A 19,263-nucleotide genomic window follows, 5' to 3' on the forward strand; every position below is an offset into this window, starting at 1 on the left:
CCTCGATCCGCGGGACGTCGGGAGGTGGCGCGGGAGGCGGTGCGGGCGGCGGCGGCCCCACCAGGTCCGGAATGCCGGCGACACCGTCACGGATAGCGGCCTGACCGGCCGAATCCCCGACCGGCGACCCGGACGGGTACTTGGGTTGCGCTTCCCGGCCCGGCATAATCTCCCGGACCGCATCCCATTCGCGGCGCAATGGTGAGCGGGTGTCGACGGGTTCGGGTTCCGCCGATTCGGGCACGACGCGCCAGCGGCCGGGGCCGTCTTCGCGTACCGGCACCTCGACCTGCTGACCCTCGACGTCGATGGTGACCTTTGGTGGCGGGTCCACCGAGTCCGGTTCGATCGCGCCGTCGTCGGCCGAATCCGGCTGGGCGCCCTCGTCACCGGAGTCGCGCCGATCCGCCGCCTTGTCCGGTTCGTCCCCGGAGGACCGTGCCGGATCACCGTCGACCGCCATCCGGTCGGGTGTGGACGGCGCCGGCGCATCGGCCTGCAACGGATCGCGGGCCGCGTCGAGGAGCAGCTGGTACAGGATGCGCACCGGCGTATTCGCCTGGTCGGCACCGCCGACGAGGTATTCGGCCAGCGCCTCGGCGAGGGCCTCCCCCGGCAGCAACATCCCGTCCTCGTCGAGGCTGTATCCGCTGAGCTGCCGCAGCCATTCGCCGAAATCGCCGTCCGGATCGGCTTTCGCCCGCGCGAGCAGCTCCGATTCGGCGGTGTCGCGGGCCACCAGGTTGCCCGCGTAATCGAGGGCGTGACCGAACTCGTGCACGGTGACGTAATAGACCGGGCGGCGCAGGATCGTCGGGGTGAACTGCCCGTTGTTCACGCCGTTTCGCGCCGAGTCGAGGAACGCGTACGCGCTGCACGCATCGTCGTAGCTGAGCGTGATGGATTGGACGTGCCAGGAATCCGAGCCGGGGTGCCTCATGCCCTCGGTCTCCCCCAGCACTCCGAAATCCAGCCGCCCGATGCCCACCGACCGCACGTCGACCTGCGGGAACCGCGCGAACATGTCGACCAGACCGCGGGCGTAGTCGCGCACCACGACAGCGTTGAGCCCGGACAGATCGAATCCGAAGATGTCGAAGTGCGGATTGCCGGTCATATCACGCAAGAGGTCGCGCAGCCGATCACCGACCTGCTGCGGGGAGAGATCCGACCACTCGTCGTTGTCGACGATGCCGAGCATTTCGGCGTCCTGCTTGTCGGGCGTGTCGTCCTCGTCGGGCGGCCGCAACGGCGAAATCCCGTCGTGTGCCATCCGATCGGATGCGCGATCGGCCGCACCGGATTCGGTGTCGCGGTCGCCTAATCGATCCGCCGTACCCGGCCCCTGCTCGTGGCGTACGGGCGAGTGGCCGACGTCGACGCCGGTCGTCCGCTCGGCGGCCCCGACGAGCAGGTCGTAGGCCTGGCCCACCGCGACGTTGACGTTGTCGCGCCCGTTGAGGACCACGTCGACGAAGGCTTCCGCGAGCGCCTCGCCCGGATCGAGCTCGCCGGCCTTGTCGAAGCCGTAGCCGGTGAGCTGATCGTGCAGCCAATTGTCGTAGCTCTCGACCGTGCCCATGCCGAGCCGGTTGTTCACGTAGAACTCGATCAGCGTGTCGTCCAGCATCGCCCGTGCGGCCCTGTTGCCCGCGTAGTCGAGGGCGTGGCCGAATTCGTGGGTCACGGCGGCGTACACCGGGCGGTTGAGCACCGAGGGGTGGAAGCGGCCCGCAGCGACCCCGTCGGCCATCCACTGCCGCAGCCCTTCCGGGTCGGCCGCGAACCGGGTGTTGATCGTCATCGACTTGGTGAACAGCCCACCGGTGCTGTCGTTTTCGGCCGCGTGGGTGAGCCCGACGAGCCCCGAGGACATCTCGTCGATGCCGAGACGGCGCACATCGACCTGCGGGAACCGCGTAACCAGATCGACCATGGCTCTGGCGTATTCGCGGGCGAACTCGGGGTCGATGCCGGTCCGGTCGAATCCGACGACCACGAGCTCGGGGTTGTCCAGGATGTCGCGCAACTCGGCCTGCAGGCGGCCGCCGACTTCCGCCGGGGTCAGCCGCGTCCATTCGTCGGCGACCGGTCCGCCGAGCGGCGTGCGGTCTTCCCCGGTGGCCGGCGCCGGCTCGGTGCTCTCGCGCCGATCGCCCGATTCCGATGCCGGGTCACCGAGACGGTCGGTATCGGAATCGCCGTCGCGCCCGGACCGCCACGGCAGCCCGTCGATGAACGTGCCGAATTTACCGCGCGGTGGGCTGCGGTCGTACAGGTCGGCCGAACCGTCCTCGAGCACCTTGACGATCCGGGCGGCAAGACGTTCCCGATCGGCATCGGCCAGACCTTCGAAGAGCCGGTTGAGTGCGTTGGCGGAGCTGCCGTCCAGCGGTGGCGCCACTCGCCAACCACCTCGGCCGTCGGGTACCAAGTCGAGGGTGACCGGCAGCGGCCCGACATCGAAATGTTGCTGCGAGTAATGCGACGGCCAGCTCGGCCGCGGCCCGATGGGCATCGGAATCTCGCGTCGGACCAGGCGATTCACCACATCGCCCGGATGTGTCGGGTCCACCTCCCGACCACGGAACGGGCGTTCGGTGACACTGTCGCGCAAGAGGGTGGAACTTCCCCCGCCGAAGCGGCCCTTTGCCCGCGGCTTGAACGCCTCCGGACCGAGCTGCGCCAACCATTCGCCCAGCCCGAGCGAGATCCGGTTTTCCTGCCGCAGGCGCAGATAGTGCGCCAGGATTTCGTACTTGGCCTCGTGGACCTCCGGACTGCGGTATGGGCCTTCGGCGGTGTAAGCGTTGACGTACTGCGCCCTCGGCTCGCCGTCGGGCCCGAGGACCGCCGTCTTGTAGTCCAAGTGGTGCGTGCGGTTCCACAGCACATCTGTGTATTCCGGATGCCGGGTGGCCAGCTCACGCAGCGCATCCAGATGACCGCCAGGTTCGGCGACGATGACCAGCCGCGGCCGGGTGACCTCCGGTGTGCCCGGGTACAGGGCGACGCTGTCGGTCAGGCGCTGCGGATGCGGTTCGTCGTTGTATTCCAGATCCAGGACGCGTCGCGCGAGATCGGGGTCGCCGGTGCGGTCGGGCGTTACATCGGTGGCATCGGCGGGAGTGACGACCGAGCCGGGATCGTCGGCGGGTTTCCTCGGGAAACCCCAGCCCGGGCCATCGAGATCGCCCAGCGCCCGGACGACGTCGAGCAGAATCTCGGCCTTCTCCGTGCCCGTGCGATCGAGATAGCGCTTCAGCGCTTCGCGGCCCGCCTGCTGGGCCACCTGCTCCGGCGGCGATCCTTGCTGGTTGCGCTGTAAAGCCTTCTCGGCCTTGGCGTATGCCTTGTCGTAGGCCTTGGTGTAGGTGTCCTCGGCGGGCCCGAACGGCACGTAGGTGCCCAATTCGCGCACCATCCGCAGATTCTCGATCTCCGGTGCCAGGTGGTCGGCCAGCCGCTCATTCTCCCGGTCGGTTTTCGTCGGCCGCGGCGTGCCGGAGTCCGTGCTGTTCGGGTCGATGCCGTGCGCTCGATCCCAGATCGCCCCGAAGTGATCGCCCTGACGAACGCCGTCGACCAGCGGTCCGAGGGTGTCCAACTGTGTTCGTACCGCACGCACTCCGGCCCGGAACGCTGCCCGGTGGTAAGCCGGGAACGAGCGGACCACGCCCGATTTCCAGTAGGCATTCTTGGCCTGCTTCACCGCATCCTGGTACGCGGCCACGAAAGCACGCTCGAGCGCGGAGACACCGGGCCGCTTCAGATCGAATTTGCCGGCCCAATCGGCGTCGGAGCGATAGGCGAGGGCAAAGGCCTCCGCCGCCCGGTCCAGCATCAGGTCGACGTACTCGTCGCGGCTGAGCGATAGCTGCGGTAGCGGCTCGCCGGCGTCGGCGGCGAACAGTTCCGCCAGCCGGGCGCCGCGCACCAGTTCGCGCATCATTTCGGCCGGGTCGGCATTGCGATCGAGCACGACGGTGTTCGTCGCCGGGTCGTACCCGGCGGCCGGGCCGTGATCGGGCCTGCCGTTCGGCTGCCTGCCGAGCCTGGCATCCGGTTCGGTGCTGAACCGCACATCCGTCCCGAGCCGGTCGAGGGTGTAGGTCGCCCAGCGGGCCAGATCCGAGTTTCTGGGGTTGAACATCAGATCACGCAGTTGCGCGGCGGCGCGATCACCGAGGGATTCGCCGGTGGGGCTGTCTGGTTCGGTATCGGCGCGCACAACGGCGGCCGTCGGTTCGGCGTCGGCCCGCACGACGGTGGAATCGGGTTCGGCCTCGACCCGCACAACGGCGGCATCCGGTTCCGCAGATCGCGGTGGGGATGTCTCGTCCGGGCGCACGGGGGCATCGCCGCCAGTGCGCCGCACATGCACCACACCCGTCGGGTCACGCTCCACCCGCAGCTGGGCGGGCCGATCGTCGGCAACCCGCGGATCGGTCAGATCCCGCCGGATGAAGTCGGTGATCTCGTCGATCAGGCGTGTCCGGTCGGCGGAGGCTGTGCGGTGCTGTTCGGTCAGTTCCGCGAGCACCCGCACGTCGTCGGCTTCGCCCAGATCGGGATGACGGGTGAACTCCTCGAGGATCTCGGGCCGGGTATTCGGCAGCTCGTCACCAGAGCGGCCCGCCGCCAGCAGAATCCGATCGACAACCCGGTCCCAATCGCCTTCGATCCGCATGACCTCGCGTGCGGCCGCGGATTCGGCGCGCAGCAGGGCTGCGACCGCCCGCGCGGCTTCCGGCGAGGACGGAACGTATTCGTCCATGCCCTCGGGTGGCCGATGACGTTGTTCCGCATCCCATTGCGCACCGGCGGCTTTCGTCGGCCCGGTGTCCGCGTCGACGGGGTCGAACATCGGGTGCGCGAGCAACTCCGCGATGGCGGTGTCGCGGGCTGCGCGCTCGGCTTCCGGAGAATCGGCCCGGCGCAGCGCATCCGCATATGCGTCCAGGTACGCCGACTCGAGGTCCGCGCGGACCGCGGCGGCCACGGCATCCCGGATCGGGGCGGCATCGGGGTCGTAGCCCGCGCGGCGCAGCTCGTCCCGGAATTCCGCGGTCCGCGCTGTCGCCTCCGCCTCTGCCCGCCGGTGTGCGTCGATGTGCTCGGCACGGTCCAGCTCGCGGATGCGCGCGGGCATCGTCTCCACCCGGCCCGCGACCACGGCATCGGTCAGTGCCGCGAACCGCACCAACGCGGCCGCCTGCGCGATCAGGTCGCGTTCGCGGGTGCCGACGAAGGCTTCCATGGTCCGCCCGTCGAAGGCATCGGGAAGGGCGGGCCCCGCGCCGGGCTCCTCGAACCGGACCATCACATCGGCCGCGCGCAAGGTAGCGAGCGCGGCCCGCCCGGTCTCGGTACGCGCGAGCAGTTGCCGCACCTCGGCCTGCGCCGGGTCGACCGGATGAACCAGCCAGCCGTCCGGTTGGCCGGGATCCCGGACGAGGTCGTAGGGGTCGGCGGAGTCCGGATCGGCTAGAGCTCGAACGTCCCTTGCTGCGGCCAGGTCCCGTCCGGACTGCGGTGCGCCGTCGCCCACGCCTTCGCCCGTGCGCACACCGGATGGATCGCCGGCGTGTCCGTCCGGCTGCGCAGCGTCTGCTTGTCGATCGTCAGCCGGTGTTCCAGCATCGGGTCGTCCGTCGACCGGGCCTGCACCAGGTACTCGATCTCGTTGCGGTCCTCGTGGATCCGCCGCATCGTCGCCTGCCACCGGGGCGGATAGATCTGATGCGCCCTGATCGGCTGCCCGGTCTCGATCGCCTGGTCGAACATCTGCCCGATCACCGCCGGCGGCAGGCTCGGATGCGCCGTCACCACGCCCGTCCGGGAGTCCACCACGTAGTTCCCCAGACCGATCCCCTGCCCCGATGACAGTATCGGCCGGCACACCCACCCGTGCCGGGCGCGATGAATCCGGAACGGCCTGCCCGGGAAGATCTGTGCGAGATGGCGTTCCACTTGTTGCCTGGTCTGGAGTCGATCCACCGTCGTGCTCCTGCTTCGGTTGCGGCTGGTCCGCCGGTACGGCGGCATCTGCCGGGAGGTCGATGAAGAACGTCGCCGCGCTGTTGTCGACGAGCAGGCTCGGCGGGGTGTTGGAGGTGCTGCCGTGCTGCGGATCCCACCACACGGGACCGTCCGCGCCCAGTGGGTAGACCACAAGCGTGGCATGGCCGTTGTCGTAGACGGGTTCGCCGTCATCGGTGAACAGCTTCAGTCCGGTATCCGGATCGGTGGCGTGCCAGTAATTGATCATCACAGCGGCCGAGCCCGGACCCAAGTTGTCGATGTGCTGATGCAGCCTGTTGAACTGCGCCGGAATCGGCAGGTTCACATACCGCCGCCAGTTCCGGCCCAGCCAGTCGGCGATGCGCTCGGCACCGCCCGGCTCCCCGTGCGGCGAATCGATGTCCGCGTCGGCGAAGGCCTCACTCAACCAGCGCGGGAAGGCAACCTGTGGATCGCCGAAGAACGAGGCCAAGGCGGCGAGCACACAATCGACGCAGTTGGTGGAGCGCCCGAACACCCCTGGGCCGCCGTCGTTGATCAGTTGCCCGTAATCGTTCGCGCGCGGATCGGCACCGATCAGGAATCGGTCGCCATCGCGCAGCGCGTCCTGCACGCGAGCCTGGTGCACCGGGTCCTCGAGCACATCGAGGTAATTCGGCGCGATCTCCCGGGTCGCCGGCATGCCGTCGAGCCGAGACGGGGTGTTCGCCGCGGCGATGTCGTTGCTCAGCTGAGCCAGGTCCGCGTCGCTGAAACCGAGATCGGTGCCGAGGTTCGGGTTGAGCGGGCCGAGCCCGAGATGACGGCGCAGATCGTTCACGATCACGGCCGGGTCGTCGTCGGCGGTGCGCACGCCGGGGCCGGGCTCATCACCGGCCCGCACCCGCACATGGGCGGCGTCGGCGTCGGCCGTCGCGACAATGTCGATGAGCAGGGTGTCCCCGTTGCGCAGCCGCGAGCCGTTGTTGAGCAGCTCATCGACCGTGCGCTGCATGTGGTCGGTCACCGCCTGGCGACCCGCCGCGTCCAAGGTGCCGTCGGCATCGACATGGACGCGGACGGTGGCGACGGTGACCGGCGATCCGTCATTGCCGAAGCGGGTCGAGTCGAACATCGGCGTGGTGCGGTCACCCGGCAGGCCGTTCGAGCCGAGTTCCGGGCGCCGCACCGGGGTGGGCCGGGCGCCGTCGGGCGTTTGGTTTCGCAGGTCGTCCCGGAGGCGGGAGGCATCGGCGGTGGGGTCGACGGGGGCGGAGTCGTCGGAGGTGGGATCGACGGGAATGGGGTCGTCGGGGCGGTCGCCGATGCGGGCGTCGCCATCGATGACACCGGCGGGGTCGTCCGGCGCCGACCGGCTCGCCTCGACACCGCCGATGATGTCCATCGGCACCGGCTGCCCGTCGCGGTTCAGGTCGAACCGGCGGATGGTCACCTCACCGTGCTCGGAGGTGTGCGCGAGGTAGTACTCGATCTCCAGCGTGCCGTCACGGTGGGCGCGCAGCAGCTCGTTCCGTGCGGCGAGCAAGGCCCGGCCTTCCGGATCGCTGTCCAGAGCCCGCAGCTGTTCCGGAGTGGCCCGCAGCAGAGTGGCGAGGTTGGTGTCGATCGCCAGGGTGCGGCGCAGATACTCCGGCGAACCCTGCTGTGCGCTGGCGGTTTTCGAACCGCCGAGGGCCGACCCGACACCCTTGGCCTCGACCACGACCAGCTTCGGCGGCTTGCCACCCGCACCCGGCTCCAGCGCCGCGATATCGACGGTATTCGCCCCGTCGAACGCCCCGGGGAACGGGGTGAGCTGCACCGCGCCGGGCCGCAAGGCCGGATCGAGCACGAACGCGGTTGCGCCGAGTTCGCCGAGCAACTTGGAGGTGGCCACCATGTCCTGGCCGAGATCGTTGTACCGTTCGGCCTCCGCGCGGAGCTCGCCGAGCCGGATCAGCTTCGCGATCCGCTCCGGCTCGGGGATGTCGCGGTCGCTGGAGATTCGGTTGATATGCCGCTGGATCTCGGCGTCGAGGCGTTTCGGCGCGAGATCATGGATATCGGTGATGCCGAACTCGCCCATATGCTGCTTGACCAGGCTGCCGAGCGCGTCACGCTCCGCCTGCAAGGCGATGCGATCCGCCGACGCCTGCGCCAGTCGATCCGCGATCGCCGCATCGGTGACCTGGTACGGCGCGGCAGGTCCGGGCTGCGCCTCGTACAGGTAGCCGTAGGAGGTGCGCGGATCGGGGATCCAGCGCTGGGCGTCGCGCAGCTGGAAGTTCTTGTCCCGCCAGGTATTCGGTGGGTCATCGGTGTGGTGCCAGTTGCCGTCGCTGCCGCGGTACATCCCGTCCGGTACAGCACGCAGCGGCGCGGGCTGGTTTCCGTCCGGGGCGCCGACTCGCCGGTCGGCGTCGAGCCCGGCTGCCGCGGGCACCGTCTCCTCGATCGGGTGCAGCGGATTGCCCGCCGCGTCGTAGACGATGCCGTAGGTGCCGCGCACCTCGCGCGGCAGCGTGGGCGGGAAGCCCTCGACGCGACCCGCGCCGGGATCGCGCACCATGATCGTGCCGTTCTCGTTGACCAGCACATACGCGTGCGCGCCCACCCGGTACCGGTTGGTCGGCCCGGAGTAATCGTCCACCACCAGCGCCGCCGAGCCGGGCCCGAGCACATCCAATTGATCGGCGATGGCGTCATGCCCGTCGAACGGCCGCAGCCGCCCACCCGCGGCCGCCTCGACCTCCCCCGCGGACATGCCTTCCGGGCCGACCGGATGCACCGGCGGCGTGATCGCCCGGCTACCGGTCAATTCCCGAATCAGGCGCAGCGCCAGTTCGGCGCAGCGACCACGCCGCCCGGCACCATCGCGCGTGCCGTCGCCGGAACGCGGTGCCGACGACGATGTATCCGCCGAGTCGCCGACTGGCGCGGCATCACGCGAACCGATCCGGTTGATGCCAGGGCCGTTGTCCCGCCCGGAAACACCGCCTACCAAGTCCGGCGGCGGGATGACGAACATGGCGGGCGGGAGGGCGGACCCATCGAAATCGTCGGCGTCCGGGGCGGGGCGGTGCGGGCCCGCGCCCTCCTGCTGCGAGCTGTCCGCGACGTCGTCGCTGGCAGGCGATGCCGCCCGATCGGCACCGGGCTGCCGATCCCGATTCCCATCCGTCGCCCCATCCCGAGCGGACCACCCGGCGTCACGATCGGTACCCGGCCGACCCTCACCGCGCTCACGATCGCCGGCGGCCGGCTGATCATCACCACGCCCACGATCCCCGCCACCCGGCTGGTCACCGGTGCGCTCACGATCGCCGCCCGGCAGCACACCGTCGCCGTGCGCGCGATCGACCTGGGCCGACTGGTCGTCGCCGCCGTCGCGGTCGATGCTGCCCGGCCGGTCATCGCCGCGCCCACGATCACCGGTACCCAACTCGCCACCGGCGCGCCCACGATCGCCATCAGCCAGCACGTCATCGCCGCGCCCACGACCGGCCCCGCTCGGCTGGTCGTCGCCACGCTCACGATCCCCGGTGCCCAGCACGTCACCGCCACGCCCACGATCCCCGGTACCCAACTCGTCACCGGCGCGCCCACGATCGCCATCAGCCAGCACGTCATCGCCCCGCCCACGATCAGGGCCCCCCGGCACCTCATCGCCGAGGACAGGAGCGGTCAGGTCTCCGACGTCGTGGCGGGCACGGTCGGCGTCACCGGCGCCGGGTAGGTCGTCGCCGGCACGCGATCCCGCTTGGATGCCCGGCTGTGGATCGCTGAGGACAGGGGCAGCGCGGTGCGGGTCGGCGGTACCTGCGCGCGAATCAGGCTCGGGGGCAGCGGCATCCGGGGTGGCGGTGCGGCGATCGGCGGATTCGTCGGCCGGGGCGAGCGGACCCGAGGTGTCGTCCGCGCCGGTGCGATCCGGCCCTCTTCCGGCCGATGTATCGCCGACGGGAACGCGCCCGTCACCTCCGCGCGCTGGACTCGACGCTCCCGCGCCGCTGCGAGCCTCGCCGCTGGACGGCGAGGCATTCGGTGCCGCGTTCGCCGGTGACGCACCCGTGGGAGCCGCACCTGCGGCAACCGGTGGCGGCGGAGCAACCGGAACCGCTGCCCCGGCCCCGCCGACTTCACCGGCGCCGTCCATCCCGGCGTCGGGCCCGAGCGGCGTCGGCACGCCGGGCATTCCGTGATGTGCGCCGACTCCGCCGTCACCGCGCGGCTCGGCTTGCAGGCCACCGTCACCGCGCACACCGTCGGCACCGGATGCCGCCCCGGCGCGACTGCCGTCGCGGTCACCGGTGTCACCAGCGGAATCGCCACGGGATGCATCGCCTGCTCGCGAGGCATCGCCCGCCCGGCTGTCACCGTCGCGCGCCGCGTCTGCGGCCCTGCTGTCGCCGTCGCCGCGATCGCCGGCATCCCCGGCCCGGCTGTCGCCCGCACGGCCTTCGCCTTCGCCGCGGCCGCTCTCGCCGGCCCGGGTATCGCCGCCGCTGTCGCCGCGCTGGTCGCCCTGGCTCGGTGGCGGCGCCGAACCGTCGTCTACTCGACCGCCGTCACCCTGTGCCGGCGAAGTTCTGCCATCGCCACCCTGGGTTCCGGATTGTTCGCCGCCGGCATTGTTTCCATCCTGGTTCGCGCCGTTGTTGCCACCCTGATTGGCACCGTTGTTGCCCCCCTGATTGGCACCGTTGTTGCCCCCCTGGTTCGCACCGTTGTTACCACCCTGACCAGCGCCGGTATTACCGCCCTGACCACCGCCGGTATTGCCACCACCGGCCCCCGGCGTACCTCCGCCGCCCGTACCCGGCTGACCGCCCGGCGTCCCATCACCGGTGCCGGGGGTCCCAGGTCCGCCCGCACCGGAGCCCGGCGCCCCACCCGGACCGAAGATCACCGCGTCGACCCGCGATTGGAAACTCGGCTGGTTGAACAGATCCGGCCGCCGGTTGCTCCACACCTGGTTCGCCCATGCCTTGTTCGCCCCACTCGCGGCACCGTTGAACACACCTGCGGTGATCGCGCGCGGATCGAAGTTGTTGATGGCGTTGCCGAGATTCTTCGTCGCGTCGTCCCAGCCGTCCTGCGCCCAGTCGATGCCGAACTGGGTGCCGAGGCTTGCCGCGTAACCCGCTGTCGCACCGGCCAATCCGGCCGTTGAACCGCTGATCAGCCCGTTGACGATCGGGTTGACGCGCTGCGGCCGGATGACAGTGCCGTCCGGCAGCCGCTGCGGCCCGAGCCAGTTCCCCATCCGGTGCGCCAGCGGCCCCGCCACCGCACCACCCACCGCGGACGACACCGCGGTGACCGCCACCTGCTCCCAGTCGATGCCTTTACGGTTGCCCTGCCAGACCTGATACGCCTGGATACCGAGGTCCTGACCGGTGCCGATGACGGTGTCGATGGCGACATGGCGCACCATGAACTGGAAGAACTTCTTGCGCGCCAGCGATAGAACCATATTGCGGATGGCGCGGGCGGCGGTCTGTCCGATGACCCTGATCGCGATCCGGGTGAGCGCGATCGCCGCCGCCTGCACCGCGGGTGCGGTGGGCGGAAAGATCCAGGCAGCGGCGAGTTCGGCCGCCAGCAGCACCAGCGACGAGATCACCATCAGCTTGGCGTATTCGATCTCGTTCGCCATGTTGTCGGCGGACTCGCCCATGCTGTTGAGTCCCTCGATCAACTGCTCGAGCGAACCCTTGTCCTGCCCCTCGGTCGCGTAGAGCATCGAGTCGAAGGCCTTGGCGATATCCTTCGGCGCTTCGCCCTCGGGGTAGGCGTTCAGCGATACCGTCTTGGCCGCACGGACGTCGGCGATCACCTCTTGGATGGCAGCGGCCGCCGCACGCCAGTCGTCGGCGAGCGAGCGCATATCGTCCTCGTTGCCGTCCGGCCAGTCGGTGCCGGCCACCCAGCCGAGGACGGTGGGGAAATCGATCGCCATCGCGAGCCTGGGTCAGCTCACCAGCCGGAATCGGTGACGCCGTCGTCGCCGTCCGGCTTCGGCACCTCGGCATCGGCGAATTCCGGTGCGGCACTGCCGTCCTCGACCGAGTTACGACCGCGGGCGGCGGGCGCAGCCGTCGACGCCCGCCGCGGTGCCAGCAGGTTGCCGGTGAGGTCCGGCATGCCTTCGATCAGGTCCGACAGTTTCGGCAGCCGGGCTCGCCGGTCGTCGAGCGGGCTCATCAGCTGCTGACCCTTGCGCAGCACCTCGGCATTCGCCTTCTGCGCGGCTTCGGTCACCGCGGCGGCGATCTCGGAGTAGCTCAGGTCCTCGATGTTGGGACCGAACTTCGTCTCGATGACGACACCGTCGGCATTCACGGTGACCGTGACTCGTTTGCGCCGCACGGTGGCGCTGGCAGTGAGCTGCGCGCGTTCATCCTGGATGCGTGCGATCTCCCGGAACTGTTGCCCGACTTCTTCGATCAGGCCGGCCAGCTCCGCCTTCGCGCGTTCGTTCGCCATAGGTATCAGAGGCCTTCGATCACTCGAAGGTGCCCTCGTTGGCCCGCTCCATCTTGCGCAACGCGACCACGGTCTGGGCCTGGCCGCTGCGGAAGTTGTTGAACGAGTTGGCCACATTCTCCAAGTTGCCGGTGAGGCTTTCGCGGGCTGCGAAGTAGCCCTGCTCGCCATCGGTGAACGAAGCGCCGAGTTTGTCGTTGCCCCAAGGTGTTCCGTAGGAGCTGATGGACGCCTCCAGTGTGTTGAGGATGCCCTGCACCTTGTCGCGAACCGCACCGGTCTTCTCGGCGGCCTTCTGGAAATCTTCCGGATCGGCCTTGACCTTGTCGGCGCCCATGCTCGCTCCTCACCACCCGCGCGGTCGCCCGCACTCCGTCAGCTCGTCTGCGACTGTGACAGCCGATCGCGAATCCCGAGTAGCGCCGAGTTGAATCGCAGGTGGCGCCGGAGTGGCACGCGGGTACCGCGCGGCGCGGACGGACCTGCCATGATGGCCCGCGTGCGAGTACTGCTGCAACGAGTGACATCTGCGCGGGTCAGCGTCGACGGTGAGGTGGTCGGCAGCATCGACCCCGCCGCGCACGGCGCGCCGCACGGCCTGGTGGCGCTGGTCGGCGTCACTCACGACGACACCGAGACCACCGCTGCCGCGCTGGCGGACAAGCTGTGGCGGTTACGCGTGCTCGACGGCGAACGCAGCGCCGCCGATCTGGACGCGCCGATCCTGGTGGTCAGCCAGTTCACCCTCTACGCCGACACCAGGAAGGGCCGTCGCCCGTCCTGGTCGGCGGCAGCGCCAGGTCCGGTCGCCGAACCGCTGGTCGATCATTTCGCCGATGCCCTGCGGGCTCTCGGCGCCACCGTCGCCACCGGACGTTTCGGCGCGCACATGCACATCGAACTCACCAACGACGGGCCGGTCACGATCCTGCTGGAGGGTTGAGGCTGCCCGATTACTCCGGGCGCGGGGTGAGAATGCGGGGCCCGTCTTCGGTGACGGCGACGGTGTGTTCCCAGTGCGCGGCGCGGGAACCGTCGGAGGTGACAACGGTCCAGTCGTCGTCGAGCACATCGGTTTCGCTGGTGCCGAGTGTCAGCATCGGTTCGATGGCCAGCACCGAACCCACCACCAGCAGCGGGCCCTTGCCCGGCTCGCCCTCATTGGGCAGGAACGGCTCCATGTGCATCTCGCGGCCGATGGCGTGGCCGCCGTAGCCGTCGACGATGCCGTAGCTGCGCCCGTGCGCCTTCTCCGCGGCGCGGGTGCCGAGCTCGATGGCGTGCGAGACGTCGGAGAGGCGGTTGTCGGGCAGCATCGCCTCGATACCGGCCTCCATCGACAGGCGGGTGGCCTCGCTCAGCAGCCGGTCGTCCTCGGAGAGTTCGCCGACGCCGAAGGTCCAGGCCGAATCGCCGTGCCAGCCGTCGAGGATGGCGCCGCAGTCGATGGACACCAGATCGCCCTCGACCAGGATCTCCTCGGCCGAGGGGATGCCGTGCACCACCCGGTCGTTGACCGAGGCGCAGATCGAGGCGGGGAAACCCTGGTAGCCCTTGAACGACGGCACCGCGCCGGCGTCACGGATGACCTGCTCGGCCACCTGATCGAGATCGAGCGTCGAGGCGCCCGGCACTGCGGCGGCGCGCACGGCGACCAGGGCGCGACCGACGATCGCTCCCGCGGCCGCCATCGCGTCCACTTCGCCCGCCGTGCGGAACGGCACCACTTTCTTGCGCTTGCGGCCGAAAACCATGGCGCCTCAGTGCTCCATCGTCGAGTGGATGATCAGTGTCCCAGCGCGCGCAGCGCCCGGGCGTTGACCTCGTCGACCTCGCCGACACCGTCGACGGTGACGACCAGGCCGTCGTAGTGCTCGAGCAGCGGCTCGGTCTCCGAGCGGTACACCCGCAGCCGGTTGTCGATGATCTGCTCGTTGTCGTCGCCGCGACCGCGCGCCAGCATGCGCTCCTTGAGCACTTCCTCCGGCACGACGAAGCAGAGCACCGCGTCCAGCTTCTTGTCCATATCGCCGAGGATCTTCTCCAGGGCGTCGGCCTGGTCGACCGTGCGCGGGTAACCGTCGAGCACGAAACCGTTGACAGCGTCGGGCTCGGCCACGCGGGCCTCGACCATCCGGTTGGTCACATCGCTCGGCACCAGATCGCCGGCATCGATGTACTTCTGCGCCTCGCGACCCAGCGGAGTCTGCTGGCTGATGTTCGCGCGGAACAGGTCCCCCGTGGAGATGTGTGGCACACCGAGCTTTTCCGACAGCAGAACGGCTTGCGTGCCCTTGCCTGCACCCGGCGGTCCGAGCAGTACAACTCTCACTTGAGGAACCCTTCGTAATTTCGATTCATCAGTTGGCTTTCGATCTGCTTCACGGTGTCCAAACCGACGCTCACCATGATCAGCACGGCCGTACCGCCGAACGGCAGGTTCTGCACGCCACCGGTATTACCGATGTCGAGGAACAGGTTCGGCAGGACGGCTACCGCGCCGAGGTAGATCGAGCCGGGGAGGGTGATGCGACTCAGCACGAAACTGAGATGATCGGCGGTCGGCTTACCGGGCCGGTAGCCCGGAATGAAGCCACCGAACTTCTTCATCTCGTCGGCGCGTTCCTCCGGATTGAAGGTGATCGCGACATAGAAGTAGGTGAAGAACACGATCATGCCGAAGTAGATCGCGATGTAGACCGGGTTGCTCGGATTCACCAGATACTTCTGGATGATCTCCTGCCACCAGCTGGGATCCGGATTGTTCTGCGAGCCCGTCAGCTGCGCGATCAGATTCGGCAGATACAGCAGCGAGGACGCGAAGATCACCGGGATCACACCGGCCTGGTTCACCTTCAACGGCAGGTAGGTCGACGAGCCGCCGTACATCTTGCGGCCGACCACGCGCTTGGCATACTGCACTGGAATCCGGCGCTGACCCTGCTCGACGAAGATCACCGCGACGATGATCGCGAACGCGGCCACACACACCAGGCCGAACACCAGACCACCGCGGCTGTCCAGGATGGCCTTGCCCTCGGTCGGGATGCGGGCGGCGATACCGGCGAAGATCAGCAGCGACATGCCGTTGCCGATACCGCGCTCGGTGATCTGCTCGCCGAACCACATGACCAGCGCCGCACCGGCCGTCATGACCAGCACGATGATGATCATGCCGAAGATGCTGGTGTCGGCGAGGATGTCCTGCTGGCAGCCCTGCAGCAGCTGACCGCGGGCCGCGAGCGCCACCAGACCGGTGGCCTGGAGCACGGCCAGCGCGATGGACAGATAACGCGTGTACTGCGTCATCTTGGTCTGGCCGGCCTGGCCTTCCTTGCGCAGTTCCTCGAACCGCGGGATGACGACCGTCAGCAGCTGGATGATGATGCTCGCGGTGATGTAGGGCATGATGCCGATCGCGAAGACCGACAACTGCAGCAGCGCACCACCGGAGAACAGGTTGATCAGCTGGTAGATACCGGCGTTCTCACCGCCGGAGACCAGGTCGACGCACTCCTGGACCGCCCGATAATCGACACCGGGCGACGGCAACGCGGCACCGGCACGGTACAGCGCGACCAACCCCAGCGTGAAGAGAATCTTCCGCCGTAAGTCCGGAGTCCGGAAGGCCGATACGAAGGCGGAAAGCACAGATCCTCCTGGCGAACGACATGGTCATGCCATGGAACTTTCAGCGGTGGTCCGGAATCAGAAACCCCGGTCCCTCGACGCCGACCCCATGACGAGTCTTGGCAGACAACACTTGAACTCTAACAGTGGCACCGGACGAGTTCTCACTCGTCCGGTGCCGCTGTGGAATTCCTAACGTCAGCCCAGCTCGGTGACGGTGCCACCGGCCGCGGTGATCTTCTCCTTGGCGGAGCCGGAGAACTTGTCCGCGCTGATCTGGACCGCGACGGAGATCTCTCCCTCGCCGAGGACCTTGACCAACTGGTTCTTGCGGACCGCACCGGCAGCGACGAGCTCGTCCTTGCCGATCTGGCCACCCTGCGGGAACAGCTCGGCGATCGCGCCGACGTTCACGACCTGGTATTCGGTCCGGAACGGGTTGGTGAAGCCCTTGAGCTTGGGCAGCCGCATGTGGATCGGCATCTGCCCGCCCTCGAAGGCGGCCGGGACGTTCTTACGAGCCTTGGTGCCCTTGGTACCGCGGCCCGCGGTCTTACCCTTGGAGCCCTCACCGCGACCCACGCGGGTCTTCTCGGTCTTGGCGCCGGGGGCAGGACGCAGGTGATGCAACTTGATGGTCATGTCAGACCTCCTCAACTGTTACGAGGTGGCGCACGACGTTGATCAGCCCACGGTTCTGGGCGTTGTCCTCACGGACCACCGACTTGCGGATGCCCCGCAGACCGAGGGTGCGCAGGCTGTCCCGCTGATTCTGCTTGGCGCCGATCGAACTCTTGATCTGGGTCACCTTGAGATCTGCCATGGTCAGACTCCTTGTCCGGCACGGGCACGCAGCATGCCCGCGGGAGCGACGTCCTCGAGCGGCAGACCACGACGGGCCGCGACCTCTTCGGGACGCTGCAGCTGCTTGAGCGCGGCAACGGTCGCGTGCACGACGTTGATCGCGTTGTCGCTACCGAGCGACTTGGCCAGGATGTCGTGGATGCCCGCGCACTCCAGCACGGCGCGCGCGGCGCCACCGGCGATCACACCGGTACCCGGGGAAGCCGGACGCAGCATGACCACACCGGCCGCTGCCTCGCCCTGCACCGGGTGGGTGATGGTGGAGCCGATCATCGGGACGCGGAAGAAGCCCTTGCGCGCTTCCTCGACACCCTTCTGGATGGCCGCGGGAACTTCCTTGGCCTTGCCGTAACCGACACCGACCAGGCCGTTGCCGTCACCGACGATGACCAGGGCGGTGAAGCTGAAGCGCCGACCACCCTTCACGACCTTCGACACGCGGTTGATCGCGACGACGCGCTCGAGCTGGTTCTTCTCGGCGGCCTGGTCGCGACGGTCACCGCCACCGCGACGGTCGCCACCACGGCGGTTGTCGCGGCCGCCCTCGGGGGCGCTTCCGTTCTGTCCGGCGGGTCCGTTTCCGCCGTCACGCCTCTGACGTCCCGGCATCAGACGTTCCTTCCGTTCGCAATCTTGATCATCATCAGAACTTCAACCCACCTTCGCGAGCGGCATCGGCCAGCGCGGCGATGCGGCCGTGGTAATCGTGACCACCACGGTCGAACACGACGGCCTCGACACCGGCAGCCTTGGCGCGCTCGGCGATCAGCTCGCCGACCTTCTTGCCCTTGGCGGTCTTGTCGCCGTCGATCGCGCGCACATCGGCCTCGATGCTGGAGGCCGCGGCGATGGTCTTGCCGAGCGAGTCGTCGACCAGCTGGGCGTGCAGGTGCCGCGAGGAGCGGTGCACGACCAGACGCGGACGCTCGGTGGTGCCGGCGACCTTCTTGCGCAGGCGGAAGTGGCGACGGGTCTTCGACAGCCGACGCCGGGTGGAAGCATCCTTGCCCAGCGGAATGCGCTTGGCCTTCTGATTCTCGGTTTGCGCCATGATCACTTACCCGTCTTTCCGACCTTGCGGCGAACGTTCTCGCCGGCGTAGCGGATGCCCTTGCCCTTGTAGGGCTCCGGCTTCCGGTACTTGCGGATGTTGGCGGCGACCTCGCCGACCAGCTGCTTATCGATACCGGCCACCGAGAACTTGGTGGGCGATTCCACCGCGAAGGTGATGCCCTGCGGCGGCTCGGCAACGACCGGGTGGCTGAAGCCGAGGGCGAATTCGAGGTTCTGGCCCTTGAGCGCGACGCGGTAACCGACGCCTGCGATCTCGAGCTTCTTCTCGTAGCCCTTGGTGACGCCTTCGATCATGTTGGCGACCAGGGTGCGGGTCAGGCCGTGCAGGGCACGGCTGCGGCGCTCGTCGTCGGGACGGGCGACCTGGAGCTGACCGTCGTCACCCTTGGTGACGGTGATCGGCTCGGACACCGTCAGCGACAGCTGGCCCTTCGGGCCCTTCACCGCGACATCCTGGCCGTTGATGGTGACTTCGACGCCGGAGGGGATGGCGATGGGCTGCTTACCAATACGCGACATGTCTCTACCTCCCTTACCAGACGTAGGCGAGGACTTCGCCGCCCACGCCGGCTTTGGCTGCCTGACGGTCGGTCAGGAGGCCGGTGGACGTGGAGATGATCGCCACACCGAGGCCGCCGAGGACCTTGGGCAGGTTGGTGGACTTCGCGTACACACGCAGACCCGGCTTCGAGACGCGGCGCAGGCCCTGCAGGCTGCGCTCACGGCTGGGGCCGTACTTCAGATCGACGACGAGGTTCTTGCCAACGGCGGCGTCTTCGGTGCGGTAATCGGCGATGTAACCCTCGCGCTTCAGGATCTCGGCGATGTTCGCCTTGAGCTTGGAGTGCGGAGCCTTCACCTGATCGTGGTACGCCGAGTTGGCGTTGCGCAGACGTGTCAGGAAGTCTGCGATCGGATCAGTCATGGTCATAGTTCGACCTCGACACCTTTCTCGCTGCGGTTCCCATACAGCACCCGCACCCCTTTTCAGGGCACAGATCGTGGGCCTACAGCAATTCGGCTGGTCCGGTCGACCCTTGCCGACCGGATGAGTTCGCATCGCCCGGGCCACCCGCACGCAGACCGCATGCGGGCACAGAGGTGCCCAGGCAACCGCTCTAGTGTAGATGGGGGCCTGGTCAGGACCAAATCGGGGTCTACCCGCGGCCCGGGCCGGGTCCGTGCCCGCACAGAGATCACGTT

Annotated in this window: 13 protein-coding genes (1 of these 13 cut by a window edge); 1 reads left to right on the forward strand and 12 read right to left on the reverse strand. The window is 68.6% G+C overall.

What is annotated here, in order from left to right; genetic code table 11:
- The 3 genes in view from AC5W7N_RS00635 to AC5W7N_RS00645 are tightly spaced (at most 19 nt apart) and all read right to left on the reverse strand, a layout consistent with a single transcriptional unit that may run on beyond the window.
- Positions 1-11,965: the 5' end (the start) of a toxin glutamine deamidase domain-containing protein gene (locus AC5W7N_RS00635; RefSeq protein ID WP_495923014.1), read on the reverse strand. 15,083 nt of this gene lie to the left of the window's left edge; 11,965 of the gene's 27,048 nt are visible here — the first part of the coding sequence; its start codon is at positions 11,963-11,965; its stop codon lies off the left edge, out of view.
- A gap of 17 nt (positions 11,966-11,982) precedes the next feature.
- Complete coding sequence (locus AC5W7N_RS00640; RefSeq protein WP_495923016.1) at positions 11,983-12,492, reverse strand: YbaB/EbfC family nucleoid-associated protein; 510 nt, start codon at positions 12,490-12,492, stop codon at positions 11,983-11,985.
- A 19-nt stretch (positions 12,493-12,511) separates the two neighbouring features.
- On the reverse strand, positions 12,512-12,829 hold the full coding sequence (locus tag AC5W7N_RS00645; RefSeq protein ID WP_495923018.1) for a hypothetical protein: 318 nt from the start codon (positions 12,827-12,829) through the stop codon (positions 12,512-12,514).
- 162 nt (positions 12,830-12,991) lie between these two features.
- On the opposite strand from AC5W7N_RS00645, the gene dtd reads away from it, so the two are divergent.
- Positions 12,992-13,435 carry a D-aminoacyl-tRNA deacylase gene (gene dtd / locus AC5W7N_RS00650; protein ID WP_495923019.1) on the forward strand — a complete coding sequence of 148 codons (444 nt, stop codon included), beginning with the start codon at positions 12,992-12,994 and terminating at the stop codon, positions 13,433-13,435.
- A 10-nt stretch (positions 13,436-13,445) separates the two neighbouring features.
- Here dtd and map read toward each other — a convergent pair whose 3' ends face one another.
- From map to rpsH, 9 genes are all read right to left on the reverse strand, one after another.
- Positions 13,446-14,246, reverse strand: a complete 801-nt coding sequence (gene map / locus AC5W7N_RS00655) for a type I methionyl aminopeptidase (protein WP_163816896.1) — start codon at positions 14,244-14,246, stop codon at positions 13,446-13,448.
- A 32-nt stretch (positions 14,247-14,278) separates the two neighbouring features.
- Positions 14,279-14,824 (reverse strand): adenylate kinase, encoded by a 546-nt coding sequence (locus tag AC5W7N_RS00660; protein WP_163816895.1) that lies wholly within the window; start codon positions 14,822-14,824, stop codon positions 14,279-14,281.
- Positions 14,821-16,143 carry a preprotein translocase subunit SecY gene (secY, locus tag AC5W7N_RS00665; protein ID WP_036533252.1) on the reverse strand — a complete coding sequence of 441 codons (1,323 nt, stop codon included), beginning with the start codon at positions 16,141-16,143 and terminating at the stop codon, positions 14,821-14,823. Before secY ends, AC5W7N_RS00660 begins: the two co-directional genes overlap by 4 nt.
- A 177-nt stretch (positions 16,144-16,320) precedes the next feature.
- On the reverse strand, positions 16,321-16,764 hold the full coding sequence (rplO, locus tag AC5W7N_RS00670) for a 50S ribosomal protein L15 (RefSeq protein WP_036533250.1): 444 nt from the start codon (positions 16,762-16,764) through the stop codon (positions 16,321-16,323).
- A gap of 1 nt (position 16,765) precedes the next feature.
- Positions 16,766-16,945: a 50S ribosomal protein L30 gene (rpmD, locus tag AC5W7N_RS00675; RefSeq protein WP_014349110.1), complete on the reverse strand. Its 180-nt coding sequence runs from the start codon at positions 16,943-16,945 to the stop codon at positions 16,766-16,768.
- Between the two features lie 2 nt (positions 16,946-16,947).
- Complete coding sequence (rpsE, locus tag AC5W7N_RS00680; protein ID WP_014349109.1) at positions 16,948-17,595, reverse strand: 30S ribosomal protein S5; 648 nt, start codon at positions 17,593-17,595, stop codon at positions 16,948-16,950.
- A 34-nt stretch (positions 17,596-17,629) separates the two neighbouring features.
- Positions 17,630-18,037, reverse strand: a complete 408-nt coding sequence (gene rplR, locus AC5W7N_RS00685; RefSeq protein WP_036533271.1) for a 50S ribosomal protein L18 — start codon at positions 18,035-18,037, stop codon at positions 17,630-17,632.
- 2 nt (positions 18,038-18,039) lie between these two features.
- Positions 18,040-18,579 carry a 50S ribosomal protein L6 gene (gene rplF, locus AC5W7N_RS00690; RefSeq protein WP_036533248.1) on the reverse strand — a complete coding sequence of 180 codons (540 nt, stop codon included), beginning with the start codon at positions 18,577-18,579 and terminating at the stop codon, positions 18,040-18,042.
- A gap of 13 nt (positions 18,580-18,592) precedes the next feature.
- Positions 18,593-18,991, reverse strand: coding sequence for a 30S ribosomal protein S8 (rpsH, locus tag AC5W7N_RS00695; protein ID WP_014349106.1), 399 nt, complete (start codon positions 18,989-18,991; stop codon positions 18,593-18,595).
- Between the last annotated feature and the right edge of the window lie 272 nt (positions 18,992-19,263).

Source organism: Nocardia sp. CDC519, from assembly GCF_059509835.1.

Excerpts from the sequence above, each read along its gene's own strand:
- AC5W7N_RS00640 (WP_495923016.1), bottom strand. The coding sequence starts at position 12,492 with ATGGCGAACGAACGCGCGAAGGCGGAGCTGGCCGGCCTGATCGAAGAA.
- AC5W7N_RS00645 (WP_495923018.1), bottom strand. The coding sequence starts at position 12,829 with ATGGGCGCCGACAAGGTCAAGGCCGATCCGGAAGATTTCCAGAAGGCC.
- map (WP_163816896.1), bottom strand. The coding sequence starts at position 14,246 with ATGGTTTTCGGCCGCAAGCGCAAGAAAGTGGTGCCGTTCCGCACGGCG.
- rplO (WP_036533250.1), bottom strand. The coding sequence starts at position 16,764 with ATGACCATCAAGTTGCATCACCTGCGTCCTGCCCCCGGCGCCAAGACC.
- rpmD (WP_014349110.1), bottom strand. The coding sequence starts at position 16,945 with ATGGCAGATCTCAAGGTGACCCAGATCAAGAGTTCGATCGGCGCCAAG.
- rpsE (WP_014349109.1), bottom strand. The coding sequence starts at position 17,595 with ATGCCGGGACGTCAGAGGCGTGACGGCGGAAACGGACCCGCCGGACAG.
- rplR (WP_036533271.1), bottom strand. The coding sequence starts at position 18,037 with ATGGCGCAAACCGAGAATCAGAAGGCCAAGCGCATTCCGCTGGGCAAG.
- rplF (WP_036533248.1), bottom strand. The coding sequence starts at position 18,579 with ATGTCGCGTATTGGTAAGCAGCCCATCGCCATCCCCTCCGGCGTCGAA.
- rpsH (WP_014349106.1), bottom strand. The coding sequence starts at position 18,991 with ATGACCATGACTGATCCGATCGCAGACTTCCTGACACGTCTGCGCAAC.